Here is a 17,919-nt window from a genome sequence, read left to right as displayed (position 1 = left end):
CGGGCACGCCTGTGCCAGAATATGCCATCCATTTTTTCCAGGAACACCCATGGACGCTGCCAAACCTGCGCTGATCCGCGAAACCTTCCCCGTCGGTCCCTTGCAGTGCAACTGCACGATCATCGGCGACCCGATCACCAAAAAGGCCATCGTGGTCGATCCGGGTGGCAATCACGAACTGATCCTCGCGCGGCTCGATGCCCTGGGCCTGAAGGTGGTCAGCATCATTCACACCCATGCGCACCTCGATCACTTCCTGGCCTCCGGCCAGTTGAAGGAAAAAACCGGCGCCACCCTGCATTTGCACAAGGAAGACCAATTTCTCTGGGACAACCTGGAGATGCAATGCCAGATGTTCGGTGTGCCCTACACGCCGGTACCGTCGCCGGACCGCTGGCTGGCCGACGATGAAGAGCTGGCCTGTGGCTGTGGCGTGGCCTTGCACACACCGGGTCATACGCCGGGCTCCATGAGTTTCTGGTTTGCCGACGCGAAGCTGCTGATTGCCGGGGACACCTTGTTCCGCCGCGGGGTAGGGCGCACGGATTTGTGGGGAGGCGATCAGGCGACCATCGTGCGTTCGATCAAGCAGCGCCTGTATACCCTCGACGAAGGAGCGACCGTGGTGGCCGGGCATGGTCCGGACACCCGGTTGGGCGATGAAATGCGCGAGAACCCTTTTGTTCGGGCCTGATTTGTAACAAGTGGAATTTTCACGGGTCGAAATGATCCAACGCCCGCAAGGGTCCGATGCTGAGTCCGTTGCACCACAGAATGCAAAAAAGTAGGAGCTCTACATGTTCACCACGCCTCGTTTGATTATTGTCGCTACTGCCGTGGCACTGTTGGCCGGTTGCGCATCGCCCAACCCTTACGACGGCCAAGGCCAGGGCCAGGCCGATAGCGGCTCCACGGGCATGAGCAAAACCGCCAAGTACGGTGGCCTCGGAGCTCTCGCAGGCGCACTGGCCGGTGCTGCCATCAACCACGACAACCGTGGCAAGGGCGCGCTGATTGGTGCTGCCGTCGTGGGTGCTTCCGCTGCCGGTTACGGCTACTACGCCGACCAGCAGGAGAAAAAGCTGCGTGCCAGCATGGCCAACACCGGTGTCGAAGTGCAGCGTCAAGGCGACCAGATCAAGCTGATCATGCCAGGCAACATCACGTTCGCCACCGATTCGGCGAATATTGCACCGAGCTTCTATCAGCCGCTGAACAACCTGGCTGGCTCGCTGAAAGAGTTCAACCAGAACCAGATCGAAATCGTCGGCTACACCGATAGCACCGGCGCCCGCCAGCACAACATGGACCTGTCCCAGCGTCGCGCCCAGAGCGTGGCGACCTACCTGACCTCGCAAGGCGTCAGCGGTGCCAACCTGAGCGCCCGTGGCGCCGGCCCGGATAACCCGGTCGCCAGCAACGGTGACGTCAATGGCCGGGCGCAGAACCGCCGGGTAGAGGTCAACCTGAAGGCGATTCCAGGCCAGCAGTATGGTGCCCAGCAGCAAGGCAACGTTCAGCAGTACCCATAAGCGTCAGGCGTAAAAAAAACCGCCCGATCTTCACAGGTCGGGCGGTTTTTTTGTAGGAGCTGCCGCAGGCTGCGATCTTTTGATCTTGCTTCTGAAAATCAAAAGATCGCAGCCTCGTTGCACTCGACAGCTCCTACAGGGGCTTTTTCACACCTGTAACCTGATTACTTCTTCAGGCCGTAATGCTCATCGAGCATGCCCGGCGCGTTCGGGGCTTTGGGTGCGTAGTCGCGCGGCGGTTCCTGATTGCGCGGCGGCGTCAGGCGTTCCCGTGGGGCCTGCGTCGCGTCGGCGTGCAGGGAGGCCAGCAAGCGTTGACGGGTCTGCTCGTCCAGGGCCAGGCGGTTGGCACCCTCGGCGAGATGATCCTGCACTTCCTGATAGCTCGCAGTCAGTTTCTTGACCAATGTCGCAGTGCTGTTGAAGTGGGTCACCACCTCGTTCTGATAACTGTCGAAACGTTCCTGAATATCGTCCAGCTGACGTTGCGTGCTGCTAGGCGCGGCATTGGGCGCCAGGCGAGCGATCAGGAAACCAATGGCGACACCCACAACCAGGGCAAGAGTCGGCAACAACCAAACTAAGAGCGAGTGTTCCACGAGTCCTTCCTCTATAAACGGCTTTGCTTTACGTTAACGGCTCGAACCTGCGCTGTATACCGCGATTCGCTCGCAATAGACAGTTGCAGACAATTTGCTAGACGAGTCGACCCGATTCGAGGTCACGGAGTTCCTTCCTTGCTTATGCGTGAAACCCCTGTAGTGATTGATGGCCCGGTCGGCCAACTGGAAGCACTGTACCTGGACAATGAGCAGCCGCGCGGCCTGGCGCTTATCTGCCATCCGAACCCTGTGCAGGGCGGCACCATGCTCAATAAAGTGGTCTCGACCCTGCAGCGCACTGCGCGCGATGCCGGTTTGATCACCTTGCGTTTCAATTACCGTGGCGTCGGTGCCAGCGAAGGCTCTCACGATATGGGCACCGGTGAAGTCGACGATGCCCAATCTGTCGCCGAATGGTTTCGCGCCAAACACCCGGAATTGCCGTTGACCCTGTTCGGGTTTTCCTTCGGCGGATTTGTTGCAGCAAGTCTCGGCGGCCGCCTGGAAGCGCAGGGCGAGCAGCTCAAGCATCTGTTCATGGTCGCACCGGCGGTCATGCGCCTGGGTGCTCAGGACCCACTGCCGCAACACGGCGAACTGACCCTGATCCAGCCGGAAACCGATGAAGTGATCGATCCACAGCTGGTTTACCAATGGTCCGACCAGCTTGAACGTCCCCATGAGCTGCTGAAAGTGGCAGAATGCGGACACTTTTTTCATGGCAAGCTGACCGATCTCAAGGATCTGATCCTGCCGCGTCTCTCGAATTGATTGCAGTCTGACAAGCGATTACCCATGACGACTCGTACCCGTATCCTCACCGGCATCACCACCACCGGCACGCCGCACCTGGGCAACTACGCCGGCGCCATCCGCCCGGCGATCCTTGCCAGCCGTGACAGCAATGCCGATTCGTTCTATTTCCTGGCCGACTACCACGCCCTGATCAAGTGCGATGACCCGCTGCGCATCCAGCGCTCGCGCCTGGAAATCGCCGCGACCTGGCTGGCCGGTGGCCTGGATGTGGACCGCGTGACCTTCTATCGTCAGTCCGACATCCCGGAAATCCCCGAGCTGACCTGGCTGCTGACCTGCGTGGCCGCCAAGGGCCTGCTCAATCGCGCCCACGCCTACAAGGCTTCGGTGGACAAGAACGTCGAGACTGGTGAAGACCCGGACGCCGGCATCACCATGGGCCTGTACAGCTACCCGGTGCTGATGGCCGCGGACATCCTGATGTTCAACGCGCACAAGGTGCCGGTCGGCCGCGACCAGATCCAGCACGTGGAAATGGCCCGGGACATCGGCCAGCGCTTCAACCATCTGTTTGGCCAGGGCAAGGAATTCTTCACCATGCCCGAGGCGTTGATCGAGGAAAGCGTGGCCACGCTGCCGGGCCTGGATGGCCGGAAAATGTCGAAGAGCTACGACAACACCATTCCGTTGTTCAGCAGCGCCAAGGAAATGAAGGACGCGATTTCCCGTATCGTCACCGACTCCCGTGCACCGGGCGAGGCAAAGGATCCGGACAACTCGCACCTGTTCACCCTGTTCCAGGCGTTTGCCACCCCGGCGCAAGCCGACGAGTTCCGCAGCGATCTGCTGCAGGGCCTGGGTTGGGGCGAGGCCAAGAATCGCCTGTTCCAACTGCTGGACAGCGAATTGGGCGAATCCCGCGAGCGTTACAACCAGCTGATCGAGCGTCCGGCGGACCTTGAAGACATCCTGCAGCACGGTGCGAAAAAGGCTCGCGCAGTCGCGACTCCTTTCCTCAACGAGTTGCGTGAAGCGGTGGGCTTGCGCTCCTTCGTTGCCCAGGCTCAAGTGGCAGCGACCACGAAGAAGAAGGCTGCGAAGGCTGCACGTTTTGTCAGCTTCCGCGAAGACGACGGCAGTTTCCGCTTCCGTCTGCTGGCGGCCGATGGCGAGCAACTGTTGCTGTCGCGTCACTTTGCCGATGGTAAAACCGCCGGTCAGGTGACCAAGCAGCTGCAATCGGGCCAGCCACTGGACGTGCGCAGCGAAGACCTGGGCTTCAGCGTCTGGCTTGAGGGCCAGTGCGTGGGCGACAGCCCGGCGTTCGCTGACAGCGCCGCGCGCGATGCGGCGATCGAGGCATTGCGCATCGCGCTGACGCCCGTTCAGGAATAATCAACGGCTCGGCCCGACCAAGGGCTGATTGCCATTCCCACGGGCCATCGCTACAGTGACGGCCCGTTTTTGTTGCCTTGCTAACGAATTATGACGCCCCTAGAACGATATCAAGCTGATCTGAAACGCCCGGAATTCTTCCATGATGCCGCCCAGGAAACTGCCGTGCGCCATCTGCAGCGCCTGTACGACGATCTGGTCGCGGCCGAGCAGAACAAGCCGGGCCTGCTGGGCAAACTGTTTGGCAAGAAGGATCAGGCACCGGTCAAGGGCCTGTACTTCTGGGGCGGCGTGGGTCGCGGCAAGACGTACCTGGTCGACACCTTCTTCGAAGCGCTGCCGTTCAAGGAAAAGTCCCGCACTCACTTCCACCGCTTCATGAAGCGCGTGCACGAAGAAATGAAGACCCTGGGCGGCGAGAAAAACCCGCTGACCATCATTGCCAAGCGCTTCTCTACCGAAGCCCGGGTGATCTGCTTCGATGAGTTCTTCGTCTCCGACATCACCGACGCCATGATTCTCGGCACCTTGATGGAAGAGCTGTTCAAGAACGGCGTGACCCTGGTTGCCACGTCGAACATCGTGCCGGATGGCCTGTACAAGGATGGCCTGCAACGTGCGCGCTTCCTGCCAGCCATCGCCCTGATCAAGCAGAACACCGAGATCGTCAACGTCGACAGCGGCGTCGACTATCGCCTGCGTCACCTCGAGCAGGCGGAACTGTTCCACTTCCCGCTCGACGAAGCGTCCCACGAAAGCCTGCGCAAGAGCTTCCGCGCACTGACGCCGGAATGCACGGCAGCGATCGAAAACGACGTGCTGATGATCGAAAACCGCGAAATCCGTGCCCTGCGCACTTGTGACGACGTGGCCTGGTTCGACTTCCGCGAACTGTGCGACGGCCCGCGCAGCCAGAACGACTACATCGAACTGGGCAAGATCTTCCACGCCGTGTTGCTCAGCGGTGTCGAGCAGATGAGCGTCACCACCGACGACATCGCCCGACGCTTCATCAACATGGTCGACGAGTTCTACGATCGCAACGTCAAGCTGATCATTTCTGCCGAAGTCGAACTCAAGGATCTCTACACCGGCGGCCGCCTGAACTTCGAGTTCCAGCGAACCCTGAGCCGCCTGCTGGAAATGCAATCCCACGAATTCCTCGCGCGCGCACACAAGCCGTAAGGCGATTCGTAAAATTGAAAAGGCCTGCAAATGCAGGCCTTTTAATGCACTGAAGATCCCTCTGTAGGAGCTGCCGCAGGCTGCGATCTTTGATCTTGAAAATCAAAAGATCGCAGCCTGCGGCAGCTCCTACATTGGCTCAAGCTGCTTGCTGAAACTGCTGCCGATACTGGTTCGGCGACAACTCCGTGTGCTGGCGGAACAGGCGTGCGAAGAAACTCGCGTCGTCGTAGCCGACTTCGTAACTGATGGTCTTGATGCTCTTGCGGCTGCCGGACAGCAGGCCTTTGGCGGTTTCGATGCGCAGTCGCTGCAGGTAGTGCAGCGGCTTGTCGCCGGTTGCGGTCTGAAAGCGACGCATGAAGTTGCGGATGCTCATGCCGTGTTCGCGGGCGACGTCTTCGAAGCGGAATTTGTCGGCGAAGTGTTCCTCGAGCCAGTGCTGGATCTGCAGGATGATCACGTCCTGGTGCAGCTTTTGCCCGCCGAAGCCGATTCTTCCCGGCGAGTAGCTGCGCTGCACTTCATAGAGGATGTCGCGCGCCACGGCCTGGGACACGTTGGCGCCGCAGAAGCGTTCGATCAGGTAGATGTACAGGTCGCATGCCGAGGTGGTGCCGCCCGCGCAATACAGGTTGTCGGCGTCGGTCAGGTGCTTGTCCTGATTGAGCTGGACCTTCGGGAAACGCTCTGCAAAGGCATTGAAGAAGCGCCAGTAGGTGGTCGCCTCCTTGCCATTGAGCAGGCCGGCTTCGGCGAGCCAGAACACGCCGGTGGCCTCGCCGCACAGTACGGCGCCCCGCGCATGTTGCTGGCGCAGCCAGGGCAGGACCTGTGGATAACGTTTGCTCAGGGTATCGAAATCGTCCCAGAACGCGGGGATGACGATGATGTCGGCATTTTCCAGGCCGCCATCCACCGGGATCATCACGTCGCTGAAGGTGTTGACCGGTTTGCCGTCGGGGCTGACCAGTCGGGTTTCGAACGCGGGAGTCAGGCCGTGGCCCAGTTGTTTGCCGTAGCGCAGGCTGGCGAGGTGGAAGAAATCCTTGGCCTGCATGAGGGTGGAAGCGAAAACCCGGTCAATGGCCAGGATGCTGACGCGCCGTAGAGGCGTGGAGGCTTGGTTAGACATAATTCAACTTTATTCTTATAGGGGAAAGTGGTCACCAGACGGCTGGATCGTCTTATTTTTTGTCGGATGTGTCCAGTGTCCTGTATCGGACACGAGGCATAGTCTCTGAAGGTCCAATCCTTCTAAAAACAAAGAAAAGGGTGCCGCATGATTCCCAGAACCTTGTTCAGTTCCGAGCACGAACTTTTTCGCGACAGTGTGCGAACGTTCCTCGAAAAAGAAGCAGTGCCGTACCACGGACAATGGGAAAAACAGGGCTATATCGATCGTCAACTCTGGAACAAGGCAGGGGAGGCGGGGATGTTGTGCTCGCATCTGCCGGAGCAGTACGGCGGGCTGGGGGCAGACTTCCTGTACAGCGCGGTGGTCATCGAGGAGGTGGGGCGCCTGGGGCTGACCGGTATCGGTTTCTCCCTGCATTCGGACATCGTTGCGCCCTACATCCTGCATTACGGCAGTGAAACGCTGAAACACAAATACCTGCCGAAACTGGTGTCTGGCGAGATGGTCAGTGCCATCGCCATGACCGAGCCCGGCGCCGGTTCCGACTTGCAGGGGGTGAAGACCACCGCCGTGCTCGATGGCGACGAGTATGTGATCAACGGCTCGAAGACCTTCATCACCAACGGCTTCCTCGCCGACCTGGTGATCGTCGTCGCCAAGACCGATCCGAAGGCGGGGGCGAAAGGCACCAGCCTGTTCCTGGTGGAGGCCGATACGCCCGGCTTCGACAAGGGCAAGCGCCTGGAAAAGGTCGGCATGAAAGCCCAGGACACCTCTGAGCTGTTCTTCCAGGATGTGCGGGTGCCCAAGGAAAACCTGCTGGGTCAGGCCGGGATGGGCTTCGCGTATTTGATGCAGGAGTTGCCGCAGGAACGCCTCACCGTCGCCATCGGCGGCCTGGCTTCAGCCGAGGCGGCGTTGCAATGGACACTGGACTACACCCGCGAGCGCAAGGCGTTCGGCAAGGCGATTGCCGACTTCCAGAACACCCGGTTCAAGCTCGCCGAGATGGCGACCGAGATCCAGATCGGCCGGGTCTTTGTCGACCGCTGCCTGGAGTTGCACCTGCAAGGCAAGCTCGATGTGCCGACGGCGGCGATGGCCAAGTATTGGGGCACGGACCTGCAATGCAAGGTGCTCGACGAGTGCGTGCAGTTGCATGGTGGTTACGGATTCATGTGGGAGTACCCGATCGCCCGGGCGTGGGCGGATGCGCGGGTGCAGCGGATTTATGCGGGGACCAATGAAATCATGAAGGAGATAATTGCCAGGTCATTGTAGGAGCGAGCTTGCTCGCGATGGGCGTCAACGATAACGCTGAAAGCCTGACACCCTGCGGTGTGCTCAGGTTTTTCGCGAGCAAGCTCGCTCCTACAGGTGCGGGTTATGGCGCAGGATTCGGGTGATCCTTGTGGATCGCCTCGATCCCTTCCAGTACTTCCTCCGAGAGTTTCAGATCAAAACTTGCAATGTTGCTGTCCAGTTGCTCCAGTGTCGTGGCGCCGATGATGTTGCTGGTCACGAACGGCTGTTGCGTCACAAATGCCAGGGCCATTTGCGCCGGGTCCAGGCCGTGCTCACGGGCCAGAGCGACGTAACGGCTGCAGGCCGCTTCCGACTGCGGGTTGAAATAGCGGCTGAAGCGGCTGTAGAGGCTCAGGCGGCCTTTTGGCGGGCGCGCCCCACCTTCGTACTTGCCTGACAGGAAACCGAACGCCAGCGGCGAATAGGCGAGCAGGCCGCACTGTTCGCGGATGGCGATTTCCGCCAGGCCGACCTCGAAGCTGCGGTTGAGCAGGTTGTAGGGGTTCTGGATCGACACCGCGCGCGGCCAGCCGCGTTGCTCGGCCAGGGCCAGGAACCGCATGGTGCCCCACGGCGTTTCGTTGGACAGGCCGATGTGGCGGATCTTGCCGGCCCGGACCTGTTCGTCCAGCGCCTCGAGGGTGTCCTCCAGGGGCGTCAGGTTGGCTTCGGTCTGGTGCTTGTAGCCCAACTGCCCGAAGAAATTGGTGCTGCGCTCCGGCCAGTGCAGCTGGTACAGGTCGATGTAGTCGGTCTGCAGGCGCTGGAGGCTGGCATCCACGGCCTCGGTGATGTGCTGGCGATTGTGTCGCAGGTTTTTGTCGCGGATGTAGTCGATGGTGTTGCCCGGGCCGGCGATCTTGCTGGCGAGGATCCAGTCGGCACGGTCACCGCGACTTTTGAAGTAATTGCCGATGTAGCGCTCGGTGGTGGCATAGGTTTCGGCCTTGGGCGGCACCGGGTACATTTCGGCGGTATCGATGAAGTTGATCCCCGCACCTTTGGCTCGCTCGATTTGGGCGAAGGCGTCTGCCTCGGTGTTCTGCTCGCCCCAGGTCATGGTGCCGAGGCAGATTGCGCTCACGTTCAGGTTGGTTCGGCCTAGCTGGCGATAGTCCATCGGGTGCTCCCCTGGGCAAAACAATCATAAAAGCAGGTTGAATTATTTTTCGCAATCTGCATAATTGCGCACCTCTTTCTGCAGTGGAAGTGATGCGCCGCCGCCGAAGAATCTTGCCGTTGAACGGACGCGCCGACCCGAGCCCCCGAAAGCGTCTGTATCCGGCTGCCTTTGACTTGTCAAAGTACGCACTATTCAGTAAGATCCGCCGTCTAATTTACAGGGCGGCCCCTGAGGCTATAAAGAATGAAAACTTTTACTGCTAAACCGGAAACAGTAAAGCGCGACTGGTTTGTCGTCGACGCTGCTGGTCAGACCCTGGGTCGTCTGGCCACCGAAATCGCGAGCCGTCTGCGTGGCAAGCACAAGCCTGAGTACACTCCTCACGTTGACACTGGCGACTACATCGTCGTAATCAACGCCGAGCAGATCCGTGTTACCGGCGCTAAAACCACTGACAAAATGTACTACTCCCACTCCGGTTTCCCGGGCGGCATCAAGTCGATCAACTTTGAAAAGCTGATCGCCAAGGCCCCTGAGCGCGTGATCGAGACCGCGGTCAAAGGCATGCTGCCTAAGAACCCGCTGGGTCGCGACATGTACCGTAAGCTGAAAGTCTATGCGGGCGCTGCACACCCTCATACTGCTCAGCAGCCCCAAGAACTGAAGATTTAACGGAATAGTTCATTATGTCGGCGACTCAAAATTACGGCACTGGCCGTCGCAAGACCGCAACCGCACGCGTTTTCCTGCGTCCGGGTACTGGTAACATCTCCATCAACAACCGTTCGCTGGATAATTTCTTCGGCCGCGAAACTGCCCGCATGGTAGTTCGTCAGCCGCTGGAATTGACTGAGACTGTCGAGAAGTTCGACATCTACGTCACCGTGATCGGCGGTGGTGTGAGTGGTCAAGCTGGCGCAATCCGCCACGGCATCACCCGCGCTCTGATGGACTACGACGAAACTCTGCGCAGCGCTCTGCGTAAAGCCGGCTTCGTAACCCGCGATGCACGTGAAGTTGAACGTAAGAAAGTTGGTCTGCGTAAAGCGCGTAAGCGTCCGCAGTACTCGAAGCGTTAATTCGCTTCCACGTTCAAAAAAGAACGCCCAGTTTCCTCACGGAGCTGGGCGTTTTTTTGTGCCTGTGATTTTCTCAAAGAATTGCGCTGTGACAACTTGCCACATCAGCAGAGCCCCTATACTCCAAGGCTTGGCAGTGGTGCCTCGGGGTAATTACCTTGTCAGAATTGGGGCTTTTCATTACCATTCGGCAAAATTTTTATAAGTACAGAGTTTTACTTAGTAGATGCCTGATTTAACAGGCCACAAAGCTGATGGGAGAGGACTGAATGAGCAATGACGGCGTGAATGCAGGCCGGCGTCGCTTCTTGGTAGCAGCCACATCCGTGGTGGGTGCTGCAGGAGCGGTGGGGGCTGCGGTCCCGTTCGTGGGGTCATGGTTTCCCAGTGCCAAGGCGAAAGCCGCAGGTGCACCGGTGAAAGTGAATGTCAGCAAGATCGAGCCAGGCCAGCAGATGATTGCTGAGTGGCGCGGCCAGCCGGTATTCATCGTCCGCCGTACGCCGGAAATCCTGGGGAATCTGAAGAAGATCGAGGGTCAGTTGTCTGACCCGACCTCCAAGAACTCGACTCAACCAACCTATGTTGATCCGGAAACCCGTTCGATCAAGCCTGAGGTCCTGCTGCTGATCGGTATCTGCACGCACCTGGGTTGCTCGCCGACCTTCCGTCCCGAAGTCGCTCCCGCCGACTTGGGCAAGGACTGGGTAGGTGGCTATTTCTGTCCTTGCCACGGCTCCCACTACGACCTGGCTGGCCGCGTCTACAAGTCGCAACCTGCGCCTTTGAACCTGCCAGTTCCCCCGCATTCCTATGAGACCGATGACATCATCGTCGTTGGCGTCGATACGGAGAAAGCGTGATGAGCAAGTTCATGGATTGGGTTGATGCGCGCTTTCCCGCCACCAAGATGTGGGAAGACCATCTCAGCAAGTATTACGCTCCGAAAAACTTCAACTTCTTCTATTTCTTTGGCTCCCTGGCGCTGCTCGTCCTGGTCAACCAGATCGTTACCGGTGTCTGGCTGACCATGAGCTACACCCCTTCGGCGGAAGAGGCCTTTGCTTCCGTCGAGTACATCATGCGCGACGTCGAGTACGGCTCGATCCTGCGCCTGCTGCACTCCACCGGCGCTTCGGCGTTCTTCATCGTGGTCTATCTGCACATGTTCCGTGGCTTGCTCTACGGTTCGTACCAGAAGCCGCGCGAGCTGGTGTGGGTGTTCGGCATGCTGATCTACCTGGCGCTGATGGCCGAGGCCTTCATGGGCTACCTGCTGCCGTGGGGCCAGATGTCCTACTGGGGCGCCCAGGTGATCATCTCGCTGTTCGGTGCGATCCCGGTCATCGGCAACGACCTGACCCAGTGGATCCGTGGTGACTACCTGATTTCCGGGATCACCCTGAACCGCTTCTTCGCCCTGCACGTGGTGGCCTTGCCGATCGTGATTCTCGGCCTGGTGGTGCTGCACGTCCTGGCCTTGCACGAAGTCGGTTCGAACAACCCGGACGGCGTCGACATCAAGAAATACAAGGATGAAAACGGCGTGCCGCTGGACGGTATCGCGTTCCACCCTTACTACACCGTGAAAGATATCGTCGGCGTGGTGGTGTTCCTGTTCATCTTCTGCTCGATCGTGTTCTTCTTCCCGGAAATGGGCGGCTACTTCCTCGAGAAGCCGAACTTCGAAGTGGCGAACGCGTTCAAGACCCCAGAGCACATCGCTCCGGTCTGGTACTTCACGCCCTTCTACGCGATCTTGCGTGCGGTTCCGGACAAGCTCCTGGGTGTAATCGCCATGGGTGCGGCCATCGCCGTGCTGTTCGTCCTGCCGTGGCTGGACCGTAGCCCGGTCAAGTCGATGCGCTACAAGGGCTGGATGAGCAAGATCTGGCTCTGGGTATTCTGCATTTCGTTCGTGATCCTGGGCGTGCTGGGTGTCCTGGCGCCGACTCCGGGCCGTACGCTGCTGTCGCAGGTATGTACCTTCCTGTACTTTGCCTACTTCATTCTGATGCCGTTCTACACCAGGCTCGAGAAGACCAAACCGGTTCCGGAAAGGGTGACTGGCTGATGAAAAAACTATTTGCTGTATTGATGCTTGCTGCCCTGCCGGCGTTGTCCTTCGCGGCGCCACACGGCGGTCCCGAGCTGGAAAAAGTCGACATCGACGTGGCTGACAAGGCGGCGATGCAGGATGGCGCGCGTACGTTCGCCAACTATTGCATGGGCTGCCACAGCGCCAAGTTCCAGCGTTACGAGCGTGTTGCTGATGACCTTGGCATTCCGCACGAGTTGATGCTCGACAAGCTGGTGTTCACCGGCGCCAAGATTGGCGATCACATGAACATCGGCATGCAGCCGGCTGACGCCAAGACCTGGTTCGGTGCGGCGCCGCCCGACCTGACCCTGGTCGCTCGTGTTCGTGGCACCGATTGGCTCTACGGTTACCTGAAGTCGTTCTATGAAGACCCGTCGCGCCCTTGGGGTGTGAACAACAAGGTCTTCCCGAACGTGGGCATGCCTAACGTACTGGTCGGCCTGCAGGGTCGTCAGGTCGTCGGTTGCAAGCAGGTGCAGATCGTCGAGGACGGCAAGAAGCAATATGATCCGCTGACCGGTACGCCGCTGACCCATGAAGCATGCGATCAGCTGACCATCGTGCCGAAGAGTGGCGCCCTGACCGAAGAGCAGTTCGATGAGAAGGTCAAGAATCTGGTAACCTTCCTGGCTTACTCGGCTAACCCGGTTAAGTTGCAACATCAGCGCATCGGTACGTACGTATTGCTGTACCTGGCGTTCTTCTTCGTATTCGCTTATCTGCTCAAGCGCGAATACTGGAAAGATGTGCACTGATAAAGCTTCAAGCAATTGCTGTTAATCGCGCGCGCCCAAGGGCGCCTCTGAAGGTGTAACGAGCCTGGTGAACCAGGTGTTACGGGAGGCGCCCTCTGGGCGCGCTCGTTTTTCCGCTTCCGATAATTTCAACAAGCGAGGAGGATCGCCATGGGCGTGACCAATCGGTTGGCCTGTTACTCCGACCCCGCCGACCACTATTCCCACCGGGTGCGAATCGTACTGGCAGAGAAGGGTGTCAGCGCTGAGATCATTTACGTTGAGGCTGGTCGCCAGCCGCCTAAACTGATCGAAGTGAACCCTTACGGCAGCTTGCCGACGCTGGTCGATCGTGACCTGGCGTTGTGGGAGTCTACGGTGGTGATGGAATATCTGGATGAGCGTTACCCACATCCGCCGCTGTTGCCGGTCTATCCGGTGGCGCGTGCCAACAGTCGTTTGCTGATTCATCGTATTCAGCGTGACTGGTGTGGTCTGGTGGATCTGATCCTGGATTCGCGGACCAAGGAAGCAGCGCGCGCCGTGGCGCGTAAAGAGCTGCGTGAAAGCCTGACAGGCGTGTCGCCGCTGTTTGCCGACAAGCCATTTTTCCTCAGTGAGGAACAAAGCCTGGTGGATTGCTGCCTATTGCCAATACTCTGGCGATTGCCGATTCTGGGTATAGAACTGCCGCGGCCAGCCAAGCCGCTGCTTGATTACATGGAGCGCCAGTTTGCGCGTGAGGCTTTCCAGGCGAGTCTGTCTGGTGTCGAACGCGACATGCGCTAAGGCTTAAGGAGCCGCTATGAACTCCAGTCGACCTTATCTGGTCCGTGCGCTCTACGAGTGGATTGTTGATAACGATTGCACCCCGCACATGCTGGTCAATTCCGAGTATCCCTCGGTGCAGGTGCCGCAAGGTTTTGCCAGTGATGGCCAGATCGTCCTGAACGTATCGCCCCAGGCCGTGCGTCATTTGCACATGGACAACGAGGCGGTGAGCTTCGAAGGCCGCTTCGGTGGGGTGCCGCATACCCTGTACGTGCCTATCGCATCGATCCTGGGCATCTACGCTCGGGAGAATGGTCAGGGCATGGTGTTCGATCTGGAGTCGCCCCTGGAGGACGAGGAAGAGATCGAGCCGGATGACGATATCCCGCCTCCGGACAGCGAGCCGCCGCGGCCAAGCGGTCGACCGAGCTTGAAGGTGGTGAAATAAAAAAAGGGCGATCCGCAAGGATCGCCCTTTTTATTTCACTGTAGGAGCCGGCTTGCCGGCGAAAGCGGTCGAAAGACCAGCGCAATGTTCAATGACGCCTTCGCCGGCAAGCCGGCTCCTACAGGTCGATGGCGTTCCAGCGTCGCCATCCCCGACAAACAGATATCAGTCGATGTACTCAAACAGCTTCACAATCTTCTGCACCCCGGAAACCCCCTGCACCAAGTTCGTCGCCTGTGCAGCTTCCTGCTTGGTCAACAACCCCAGCAGGTAAACGATGCCGTTCTCGGTCACCACCTTGATGCGCGAGCCGGGGATGTTCGGGTCGGTGAGCATCTGGGTCTTGATCTTGGAGGTCAGCCAGGTGTCGTTCTGGCGGGCAAGGAAACCGGAAGGTGGCAGCACCTGCAGTTCGTTATGCACCGTCTTGACCCGCTGAACAGCGGCAGCAGCCTGTTCGGCCTTGGCCTTGAGGTCGGCACGCGGGGTTTGCCCGGCGAGCAGTACGACGCCGTTGAAGCTGGTGACGACGATGTGCGAGTCGTTGTCCAGGGCCGGATCGGCCTTGGCGATGTTCACGCCGACCTTGGTGTCGATCAATGAGTCGTCGATCTTGCTGCCGAAAGTGCGGGTGCCACGGTCATCTTCAATCGGTGCTTCACGGCTGGCATTGACCACCGAGGTGCAGCCGCTGATGCCGAGGCATAGGGTCAGGGCCAGTAGGCCGAGGCGATTAGGGGTCATTCTTCACTCCCGAACAGTTGGCTGTCGATCAAATCGCAAAGGCAATGGATCGCCAGCAGGTGGACTTCCTGGATACGTGCGGTGACGTTGGCCGGAACGCGAATCTCGACGTCCTCGGGCAAAAGCAGCGACGCCATGCCGCCGCCATCGCGACCGGTCAATGCTACGACAATCATTTCGCGATCATGTGCGGCCTGGATCGCTTGAATTATGTTGGCCGAGTTGCCGCTGGTGGAAATCGCCAGCAGTACGTCGCCCGGCTGGCCGAGTGCGCGGATCTGTTTGGAGAAGATTTCGTTGTAGCTGTAGTCGTTGGCGATCGAGGTGATCGTCGAGCTGTCGGTGGTCAGCGCAATGGCTGGCAGGCTCGGGCGTTCACGCTCGAAGCGGTTGAGCAGCTCGGACGAGAAGTGCTGTGCGTCACCGGCAGAGCCGCCGTTGCCGCAGGAAAGCATCTTGCCCTCGTTGAGCAAGGCGTTGACCATCACCTGGCTGGCTTGCTCGATGTGCGGTGCAAGTACTTCCATCGCCTGTTGCTTGGTGTCGATACTGGCCTGAAAAAGCTGGCGAATTCGGGATTGCATGTCCATCTGTGTGACCTTAATGAGCGCGGCTGTCCGGCACGTGAATGTGCAGCCCGCAAAGCAAAGAGCAAAATTGTTGAGTGGTGGTGTCCGGTTCGGGGCGTAGGCAATCAGCTGTCGAAGGCATTTTGCAACCAGTTCAACTGATCGAGGTCGCTGTCGATCGCAATCACGTCGAAGCGGCAAGGGGCGTTGGCCCAGCGCGACTCACGCTGAAGAAAATACTGCGCGGCAAAAATCAGTTTTTGCCGTTTGCGCTCATCGATGCTATCGAGCGCGCCCCCCCATTGAGTGTTTTTTCTGTAGCGAACTTCAACGAATACTACTGTATCGCCCTCCAGCATGACCAGATCAAGCTCGCCGCGTTTACACAACCAGTTCTGCGCCAGTAGCTGCAGGCCTTGTCGCTGAAGATGCTCGAGCGCATGGCGCTCGGCATCTATACCGCATTGCTGGCGTGACCTTTCAGGCATCAGCGTGGGGTGTTCGGCAGGCGTTGAACCTGACCATTGACGAACTGCGCCCACGGCAGCTCGCGCACTACGCGCTGGTTCTGGGTCATGCTCAGGCTGCCCGATTGACCTTCGATACGGCTGTCCGGCAGGGCCTTGAGCTGGCCCAGGCGGGGTGCCAGGCTGTAGGCGTCCACGCCCATGGCGTACAGGCGGCCCAGGCTGCCGGCCGCTTGCGGCCATTGCGCGGTGACCTGGCGGCGCAACGGATCGTTGGCGTCCAGCAGCCATGGGGTTTCGCAGAAGCGCACGCCATTCATGTCGTTGTACTGGTTGACGTCGCCGCTGGCGCTGAAGACGTGGGACGTGGCGTAGACCGGAACGTCACCGGCGTACTGGAAGTTCAGGGTCGGCTTGATCTGCTGGGCCTGTTGCGGCGTGGCAGCGAGGAAAATGAACTCGATGTCCTGGCGACGCGACGGCTGGGCGGCTACCTGCGAGCCAACGGTGCTTTGCAGGCTCTTGGCGCGACCTTCGCTCTGGCGCAGCTGGAACATGTCGGCGATCTGCTGGGCCAGTTGCACCGGCTGGTCGACACGCTCGGTGGCGACGATGCTGCCGCCATTGGCTTGCCAGTCCTGGCTGAACGCCTTGAGTACGCGGTCGCCCCATTCGCCTTTCGGCACCATGATGGCGGCGCGGTGCAGGCCGTCGGCGCGAGCGCGGCGGGAGACTTCGCGGGCTTCGTCTTCAGCGGCCAGGCCAAACTGGAACAGCTGGGCCGGACCTTGAGCACCTTCGCTGTAGTTCAGGGCCAGTGTGGTGATCGGCAGTTGCGGGCGGGCGCTGAGCTGTTTGACCAGTGGTTTTTCCAGCGGGCCTACCACCAGTTGCACGCCATCGGCCTGGGCCTTGCGATAGAACTCGTCGAGCGAGGTCAGGCGCGAGCTGTCGTAGAACTCGATGGCCGGCGGTTTCTGTCCGGACTGTTGTGCCTGGTAGTGGGCGGCCATGAAGCCTTCGCGCAATGCTTTGCCGACTGAAGCCAGCTGGCCGTCCTGCGGCAGCAACAGGGCGATTTTACCCAAGGGCTGACTGGCTAGCTCCTTGAGGTTGGTCAATGGCAGTGGCAGCTGGCGGGCGGCCGGGTGTTTCGGGTTCTGGGCGCGCCAGTTGTCGATGGCCGCCTGCTGCTGTTCAAGAGTGCCAGCGGTTTTTACCGCCAGTGCCAGGGCCATCCAGCCGCCAAGATCGTCGTCGGTGGTCGGCTGCAATTGCTCGGTCGGCAGCGAAGCGATCAGGGTCCAGATGGCCTCGTGGTTTTTGCTCGCCGCTTCACCGCTCAGCATCGGTGCGATAAAAATGCGTTCCTTTGCCGCGGCCAGGGTCTGGCCATCGGCTTCAAGGGCGCGGGCGCGAACGGTGCCGGTGCGGACCTGTTGCTCTTCCGGCATTTCGCCCAGGCGCTGGAAGCTCGGGTGGCTCAAGGCGGTCAGCGCGGCTTTCGGCTGGTTGCGGGTCATGGCCAGTTCAGCCGCCAGGGTGTTGGCGAAGATCTGTTGGCCAGGCTTGAGTGTTTCAACGGGGACCTGTTGCAGGATCTGCGCGGACTGGCCGGCATTGCCCTGATGATAGGCCAGGTCGGCTGCGCTCAGGCGTAGCAGTGCCGCGTCTTCCGGCGTTTTGCTTTGGGCGGCCTTTTCGAGCAGTTGCTCGATGCTGGCATCCGGGGTCCGTGGAAGTTCGCCAAGGCTGGAGGAGGGCGAGCTGGCGCAAGCCGCCAGCAAGGCAGCGAGGCATAGGGCAGAGAACAGCCGCAGGCAAGCGATCATGTAGTGTTCCTGATACTCGATCAAATTAGCGTGGAATTGTACCCAAGCACTGGCCGGGGCGCGATGTTGCTGGTAAGAAACGATCAATTTAGCTGGTGTAAATGTTGCCGTGCGCTACAAAAGCCTGCAAAAGCGGGT

At 59.6% G+C, this 17,919-nt stretch carries 20 protein-coding genes; 13 read left to right on the top strand and 7 right to left on the bottom strand.

The genetic code is table 11. The annotated features are described in order from the left end of the window. The first annotated feature begins 49 nt into the window (after positions 1–49). Positions 50–694 (top strand): MBL fold metallo-hydrolase, encoded by a 645-nt coding sequence (locus tag DKB71_RS28270; protein ID WP_046818992.1) that lies wholly within the window; start codon positions 50–52, stop codon positions 692–694. 103 nt (positions 695–797) lie between these two features. Further along, positions 798–1,532, top strand: a complete 735-nt coding sequence (locus DKB71_RS28265) for an OmpA family protein (RefSeq protein WP_323627060.1) — start codon at positions 798–800, stop codon at positions 1,530–1,532. A 164-nt stretch (positions 1,533–1,696) separates the two neighbouring features. On the opposite strand, the gene DKB71_RS28260 is transcribed toward DKB71_RS28265, so the two are convergent. Next, positions 1,697–2,131 (bottom strand): YhcB family protein, encoded by a 435-nt coding sequence (locus DKB71_RS28260; protein ID WP_008060245.1) that lies wholly within the window; start codon positions 2,129–2,131, stop codon positions 1,697–1,699. A gap of 144 nt (positions 2,132–2,275) precedes the next feature. Between DKB71_RS28260 and DKB71_RS28255 the strand changes: the two genes are divergently transcribed. The 3 genes from DKB71_RS28255 to zapE all read left to right on the top strand — a co-directional run bounded on the left by DKB71_RS28255 (position 2,276) and on the right by zapE (position 5,470). Beyond that, positions 2,276–2,905, top strand: a complete 630-nt coding sequence (locus DKB71_RS28255) for an alpha/beta hydrolase (RefSeq protein ID WP_274074375.1) — start codon at positions 2,276–2,278, stop codon at positions 2,903–2,905. Between the two features lie 24 nt (positions 2,906–2,929). Continuing rightward, the gene (locus tag DKB71_RS28250) at positions 2,930–4,285 is read left to right on the top strand and encodes a tryptophan--tRNA ligase (protein WP_323606961.1); all 1,356 of its coding nucleotides are present in this window, start codon (positions 2,930–2,932) and stop codon (positions 4,283–4,285) included. A 90-nt stretch (positions 4,286–4,375) separates the two neighbouring features. Beyond that, on the top strand, positions 4,376–5,470 hold the full coding sequence (gene zapE, locus DKB71_RS28245) for a cell division protein ZapE (RefSeq protein ID WP_274074198.1): 1,095 nt from the start codon (positions 4,376–4,378) through the stop codon (positions 5,468–5,470). 139 nt (positions 5,471–5,609) lie between these two features. Here zapE and DKB71_RS28240 read toward each other — a convergent pair whose 3' ends face one another. Next, on the bottom strand, positions 5,610–6,530 hold the full coding sequence (locus tag DKB71_RS28240; RefSeq protein WP_274074376.1) for a GlxA family transcriptional regulator: 921 nt from the start codon (positions 6,528–6,530) through the stop codon (positions 5,610–5,612). 222 nt (positions 6,531–6,752) lie between these two features. Here DKB71_RS28240 and DKB71_RS28235 point away from each other — a divergent pair, with 222 nt between their 5' ends. Beyond that, positions 6,753–7,889: an acyl-CoA dehydrogenase family protein gene (locus tag DKB71_RS28235; protein WP_274074199.1), complete on the top strand. Its 1,137-nt coding sequence runs from the start codon at positions 6,753–6,755 to the stop codon at positions 7,887–7,889. A gap of 103 nt (positions 7,890–7,992) precedes the next feature. Here the strand turns inward: DKB71_RS28235 and DKB71_RS28230 are convergent, their stop codons facing one another. After that, positions 7,993–9,033 (bottom strand): NADP(H)-dependent aldo-keto reductase, encoded by a 1,041-nt coding sequence (locus tag DKB71_RS28230; protein ID WP_408598812.1) that lies wholly within the window; start codon positions 9,031–9,033, stop codon positions 7,993–7,995. 246 nt (positions 9,034–9,279) lie between these two features. Between DKB71_RS28230 and rplM the strand changes: the two genes are divergently transcribed. The 7 genes from rplM (at position 9,280) to DKB71_RS28195 (ending at position 14,169) form a co-directional block, all read left to right on the top strand. Further along, on the top strand, positions 9,280–9,708 hold the full coding sequence (gene rplM / locus DKB71_RS28225; RefSeq protein ID WP_003228062.1) for a 50S ribosomal protein L13: 429 nt from the start codon (positions 9,280–9,282) through the stop codon (positions 9,706–9,708). A gap of 14 nt (positions 9,709–9,722) precedes the next feature. Then, positions 9,723–10,115, top strand: coding sequence for a 30S ribosomal protein S9 (gene rpsI / locus DKB71_RS28220; RefSeq protein WP_003228056.1), 393 nt, complete (start codon positions 9,723–9,725; stop codon positions 10,113–10,115). A 269-nt stretch (positions 10,116–10,384) separates the two neighbouring features. Next, positions 10,385–10,978, top strand: coding sequence for a ubiquinol-cytochrome c reductase iron-sulfur subunit (gene petA / locus DKB71_RS28215; protein WP_274074201.1), 594 nt, complete (start codon positions 10,385–10,387; stop codon positions 10,976–10,978). After that, positions 10,978–12,189 carry a cytochrome bc complex cytochrome b subunit gene (locus tag DKB71_RS28210; RefSeq protein WP_008060256.1) on the top strand — a complete coding sequence of 404 codons (1,212 nt, stop codon included), beginning with the start codon at positions 10,978–10,980 and terminating at the stop codon, positions 12,187–12,189. The genes petA and DKB71_RS28210 overlap by 1 nt, the downstream gene beginning before the upstream one ends. Next, the gene (locus DKB71_RS28205; RefSeq protein WP_323627056.1) at positions 12,189–12,971 is read left to right on the top strand and encodes a cytochrome c1; all 783 of its coding nucleotides are present in this window, start codon (positions 12,189–12,191) and stop codon (positions 12,969–12,971) included. Before DKB71_RS28210 ends, DKB71_RS28205 begins: the two co-directional genes overlap by 1 nt. A 150-nt stretch (positions 12,972–13,121) precedes the next feature. Beyond that, positions 13,122–13,739, top strand: coding sequence for a glutathione S-transferase N-terminal domain-containing protein (locus DKB71_RS28200; RefSeq protein WP_007972581.1), 618 nt, complete (start codon positions 13,122–13,124; stop codon positions 13,737–13,739). 16 nt (positions 13,740–13,755) lie between these two features. Next, positions 13,756–14,169: a ClpXP protease specificity-enhancing factor gene (locus DKB71_RS28195; protein WP_046819002.1), complete on the top strand. Its 414-nt coding sequence runs from the start codon at positions 13,756–13,758 to the stop codon at positions 14,167–14,169. Positions 14,170–14,334: 165 nt separating this feature from the next. Here DKB71_RS28195 and DKB71_RS28190 read toward each other — a convergent pair whose 3' ends face one another. The 4 genes from DKB71_RS28190 to DKB71_RS28175 form a co-directional block, all read right to left on the bottom strand. Then, positions 14,335–14,913 (bottom strand): BON domain-containing protein, encoded by a 579-nt coding sequence (locus DKB71_RS28190; protein ID WP_008147477.1) that lies wholly within the window; start codon positions 14,911–14,913, stop codon positions 14,335–14,337. Next, positions 14,910–15,503, bottom strand: coding sequence for a phosphoheptose isomerase (locus DKB71_RS28185; RefSeq protein ID WP_007972584.1), 594 nt, complete (start codon positions 15,501–15,503; stop codon positions 14,910–14,912). Before DKB71_RS28185 ends, DKB71_RS28190 begins: the two co-directional genes overlap by 4 nt. A gap of 104 nt (positions 15,504–15,607) precedes the next feature. Continuing rightward, complete coding sequence (locus tag DKB71_RS28180) at positions 15,608–15,970, bottom strand: YraN family protein (RefSeq protein ID WP_408601168.1); 363 nt, start codon at positions 15,968–15,970, stop codon at positions 15,608–15,610. Further along, on the bottom strand, positions 15,970–17,781 hold the full coding sequence (locus DKB71_RS28175) for a penicillin-binding protein activator (RefSeq protein ID WP_408598808.1): 1,812 nt from the start codon (positions 17,779–17,781) through the stop codon (positions 15,970–15,972). Before DKB71_RS28175 ends, DKB71_RS28180 begins: the two co-directional genes overlap by 1 nt. Between the last annotated feature and the right edge of the window lie 138 nt (positions 17,782–17,919).

It is taken from the genome of Pseudomonas sp. PLMAX, from assembly GCF_046042685.1.
Taxonomy (GTDB): domain Bacteria; phylum Pseudomonadota; class Gammaproteobacteria; order Pseudomonadales; family Pseudomonadaceae; genus Aquipseudomonas; species Aquipseudomonas putida_AE.
Note: the sequence above shows the minus strand (reverse complement) of the source record. Positions and strands in the feature narration are given on the sequence as shown.

What these genes read in the sequence shown, in the direction of transcription:
- DKB71_RS28270 (WP_046818992.1), top strand. Translation starts at nt 50, where the DNA reads ATGGACGCTGCCAAACCTGCGCTGATCCGCGAAACCTTCCCCGTCGGT.
- DKB71_RS28265 (WP_323627060.1), top strand. Translation starts at nt 798, where the DNA reads ATGTTCACCACGCCTCGTTTGATTATTGTCGCTACTGCCGTGGCACTG.
- DKB71_RS28255 (WP_274074375.1), top strand. Translation starts at nt 2,276, where the DNA reads ATGCGTGAAACCCCTGTAGTGATTGATGGCCCGGTCGGCCAACTGGAA.
- DKB71_RS28250 (WP_323606961.1), top strand. Translation starts at nt 2,930, where the DNA reads ATGACGACTCGTACCCGTATCCTCACCGGCATCACCACCACCGGCACG.
- zapE (WP_274074198.1), top strand. Translation starts at nt 4,376, where the DNA reads ATGACGCCCCTAGAACGATATCAAGCTGATCTGAAACGCCCGGAATTC.
- DKB71_RS28240 (WP_274074376.1), bottom strand. Translation starts at nt 6,530, where the DNA reads ATGCAGGCCAAGGATTTCTTCCACCTCGCCAGCCTGCGCTACGGCAAA.
- DKB71_RS28235 (WP_274074199.1), top strand. Translation starts at nt 6,753, where the DNA reads ATGATTCCCAGAACCTTGTTCAGTTCCGAGCACGAACTTTTTCGCGAC.
- DKB71_RS28230 (WP_408598812.1), bottom strand. Translation starts at nt 9,033, where the DNA reads ATGGACTATCGCCAGCTAGGCCGAACCAACCTGAACGTGAGCGCAATC.
- rplM (WP_003228062.1), top strand. Translation starts at nt 9,280, where the DNA reads ATGAAAACTTTTACTGCTAAACCGGAAACAGTAAAGCGCGACTGGTTT.
- rpsI (WP_003228056.1), top strand. Translation starts at nt 9,723, where the DNA reads ATGTCGGCGACTCAAAATTACGGCACTGGCCGTCGCAAGACCGCAACC.
- petA (WP_274074201.1), top strand. Translation starts at nt 10,385, where the DNA reads ATGAGCAATGACGGCGTGAATGCAGGCCGGCGTCGCTTCTTGGTAGCA.
- DKB71_RS28210 (WP_008060256.1), top strand. Translation starts at nt 10,978, where the DNA reads ATGAGCAAGTTCATGGATTGGGTTGATGCGCGCTTTCCCGCCACCAAG.
- DKB71_RS28205 (WP_323627056.1), top strand. Translation starts at nt 12,189, where the DNA reads ATGAAAAAACTATTTGCTGTATTGATGCTTGCTGCCCTGCCGGCGTTG.
- DKB71_RS28200 (WP_007972581.1), top strand. Translation starts at nt 13,122, where the DNA reads ATGGGCGTGACCAATCGGTTGGCCTGTTACTCCGACCCCGCCGACCAC.
- DKB71_RS28195 (WP_046819002.1), top strand. Translation starts at nt 13,756, where the DNA reads ATGAACTCCAGTCGACCTTATCTGGTCCGTGCGCTCTACGAGTGGATT.
- DKB71_RS28190 (WP_008147477.1), bottom strand. Translation starts at nt 14,913, where the DNA reads ATGACCCCTAATCGCCTCGGCCTACTGGCCCTGACCCTATGCCTCGGC.
- DKB71_RS28185 (WP_007972584.1), bottom strand. Translation starts at nt 15,503, where the DNA reads ATGGACATGCAATCCCGAATTCGCCAGCTTTTTCAGGCCAGTATCGAC.
- DKB71_RS28180 (WP_408601168.1), bottom strand. Translation starts at nt 15,970, where the DNA reads ATGCCTGAAAGGTCACGCCAGCAATGCGGTATAGATGCCGAGCGCCAT.
- DKB71_RS28175 (WP_408598808.1), bottom strand. Translation starts at nt 17,781, where the DNA reads ATGATCGCTTGCCTGCGGCTGTTCTCTGCCCTATGCCTCGCTGCCTTG.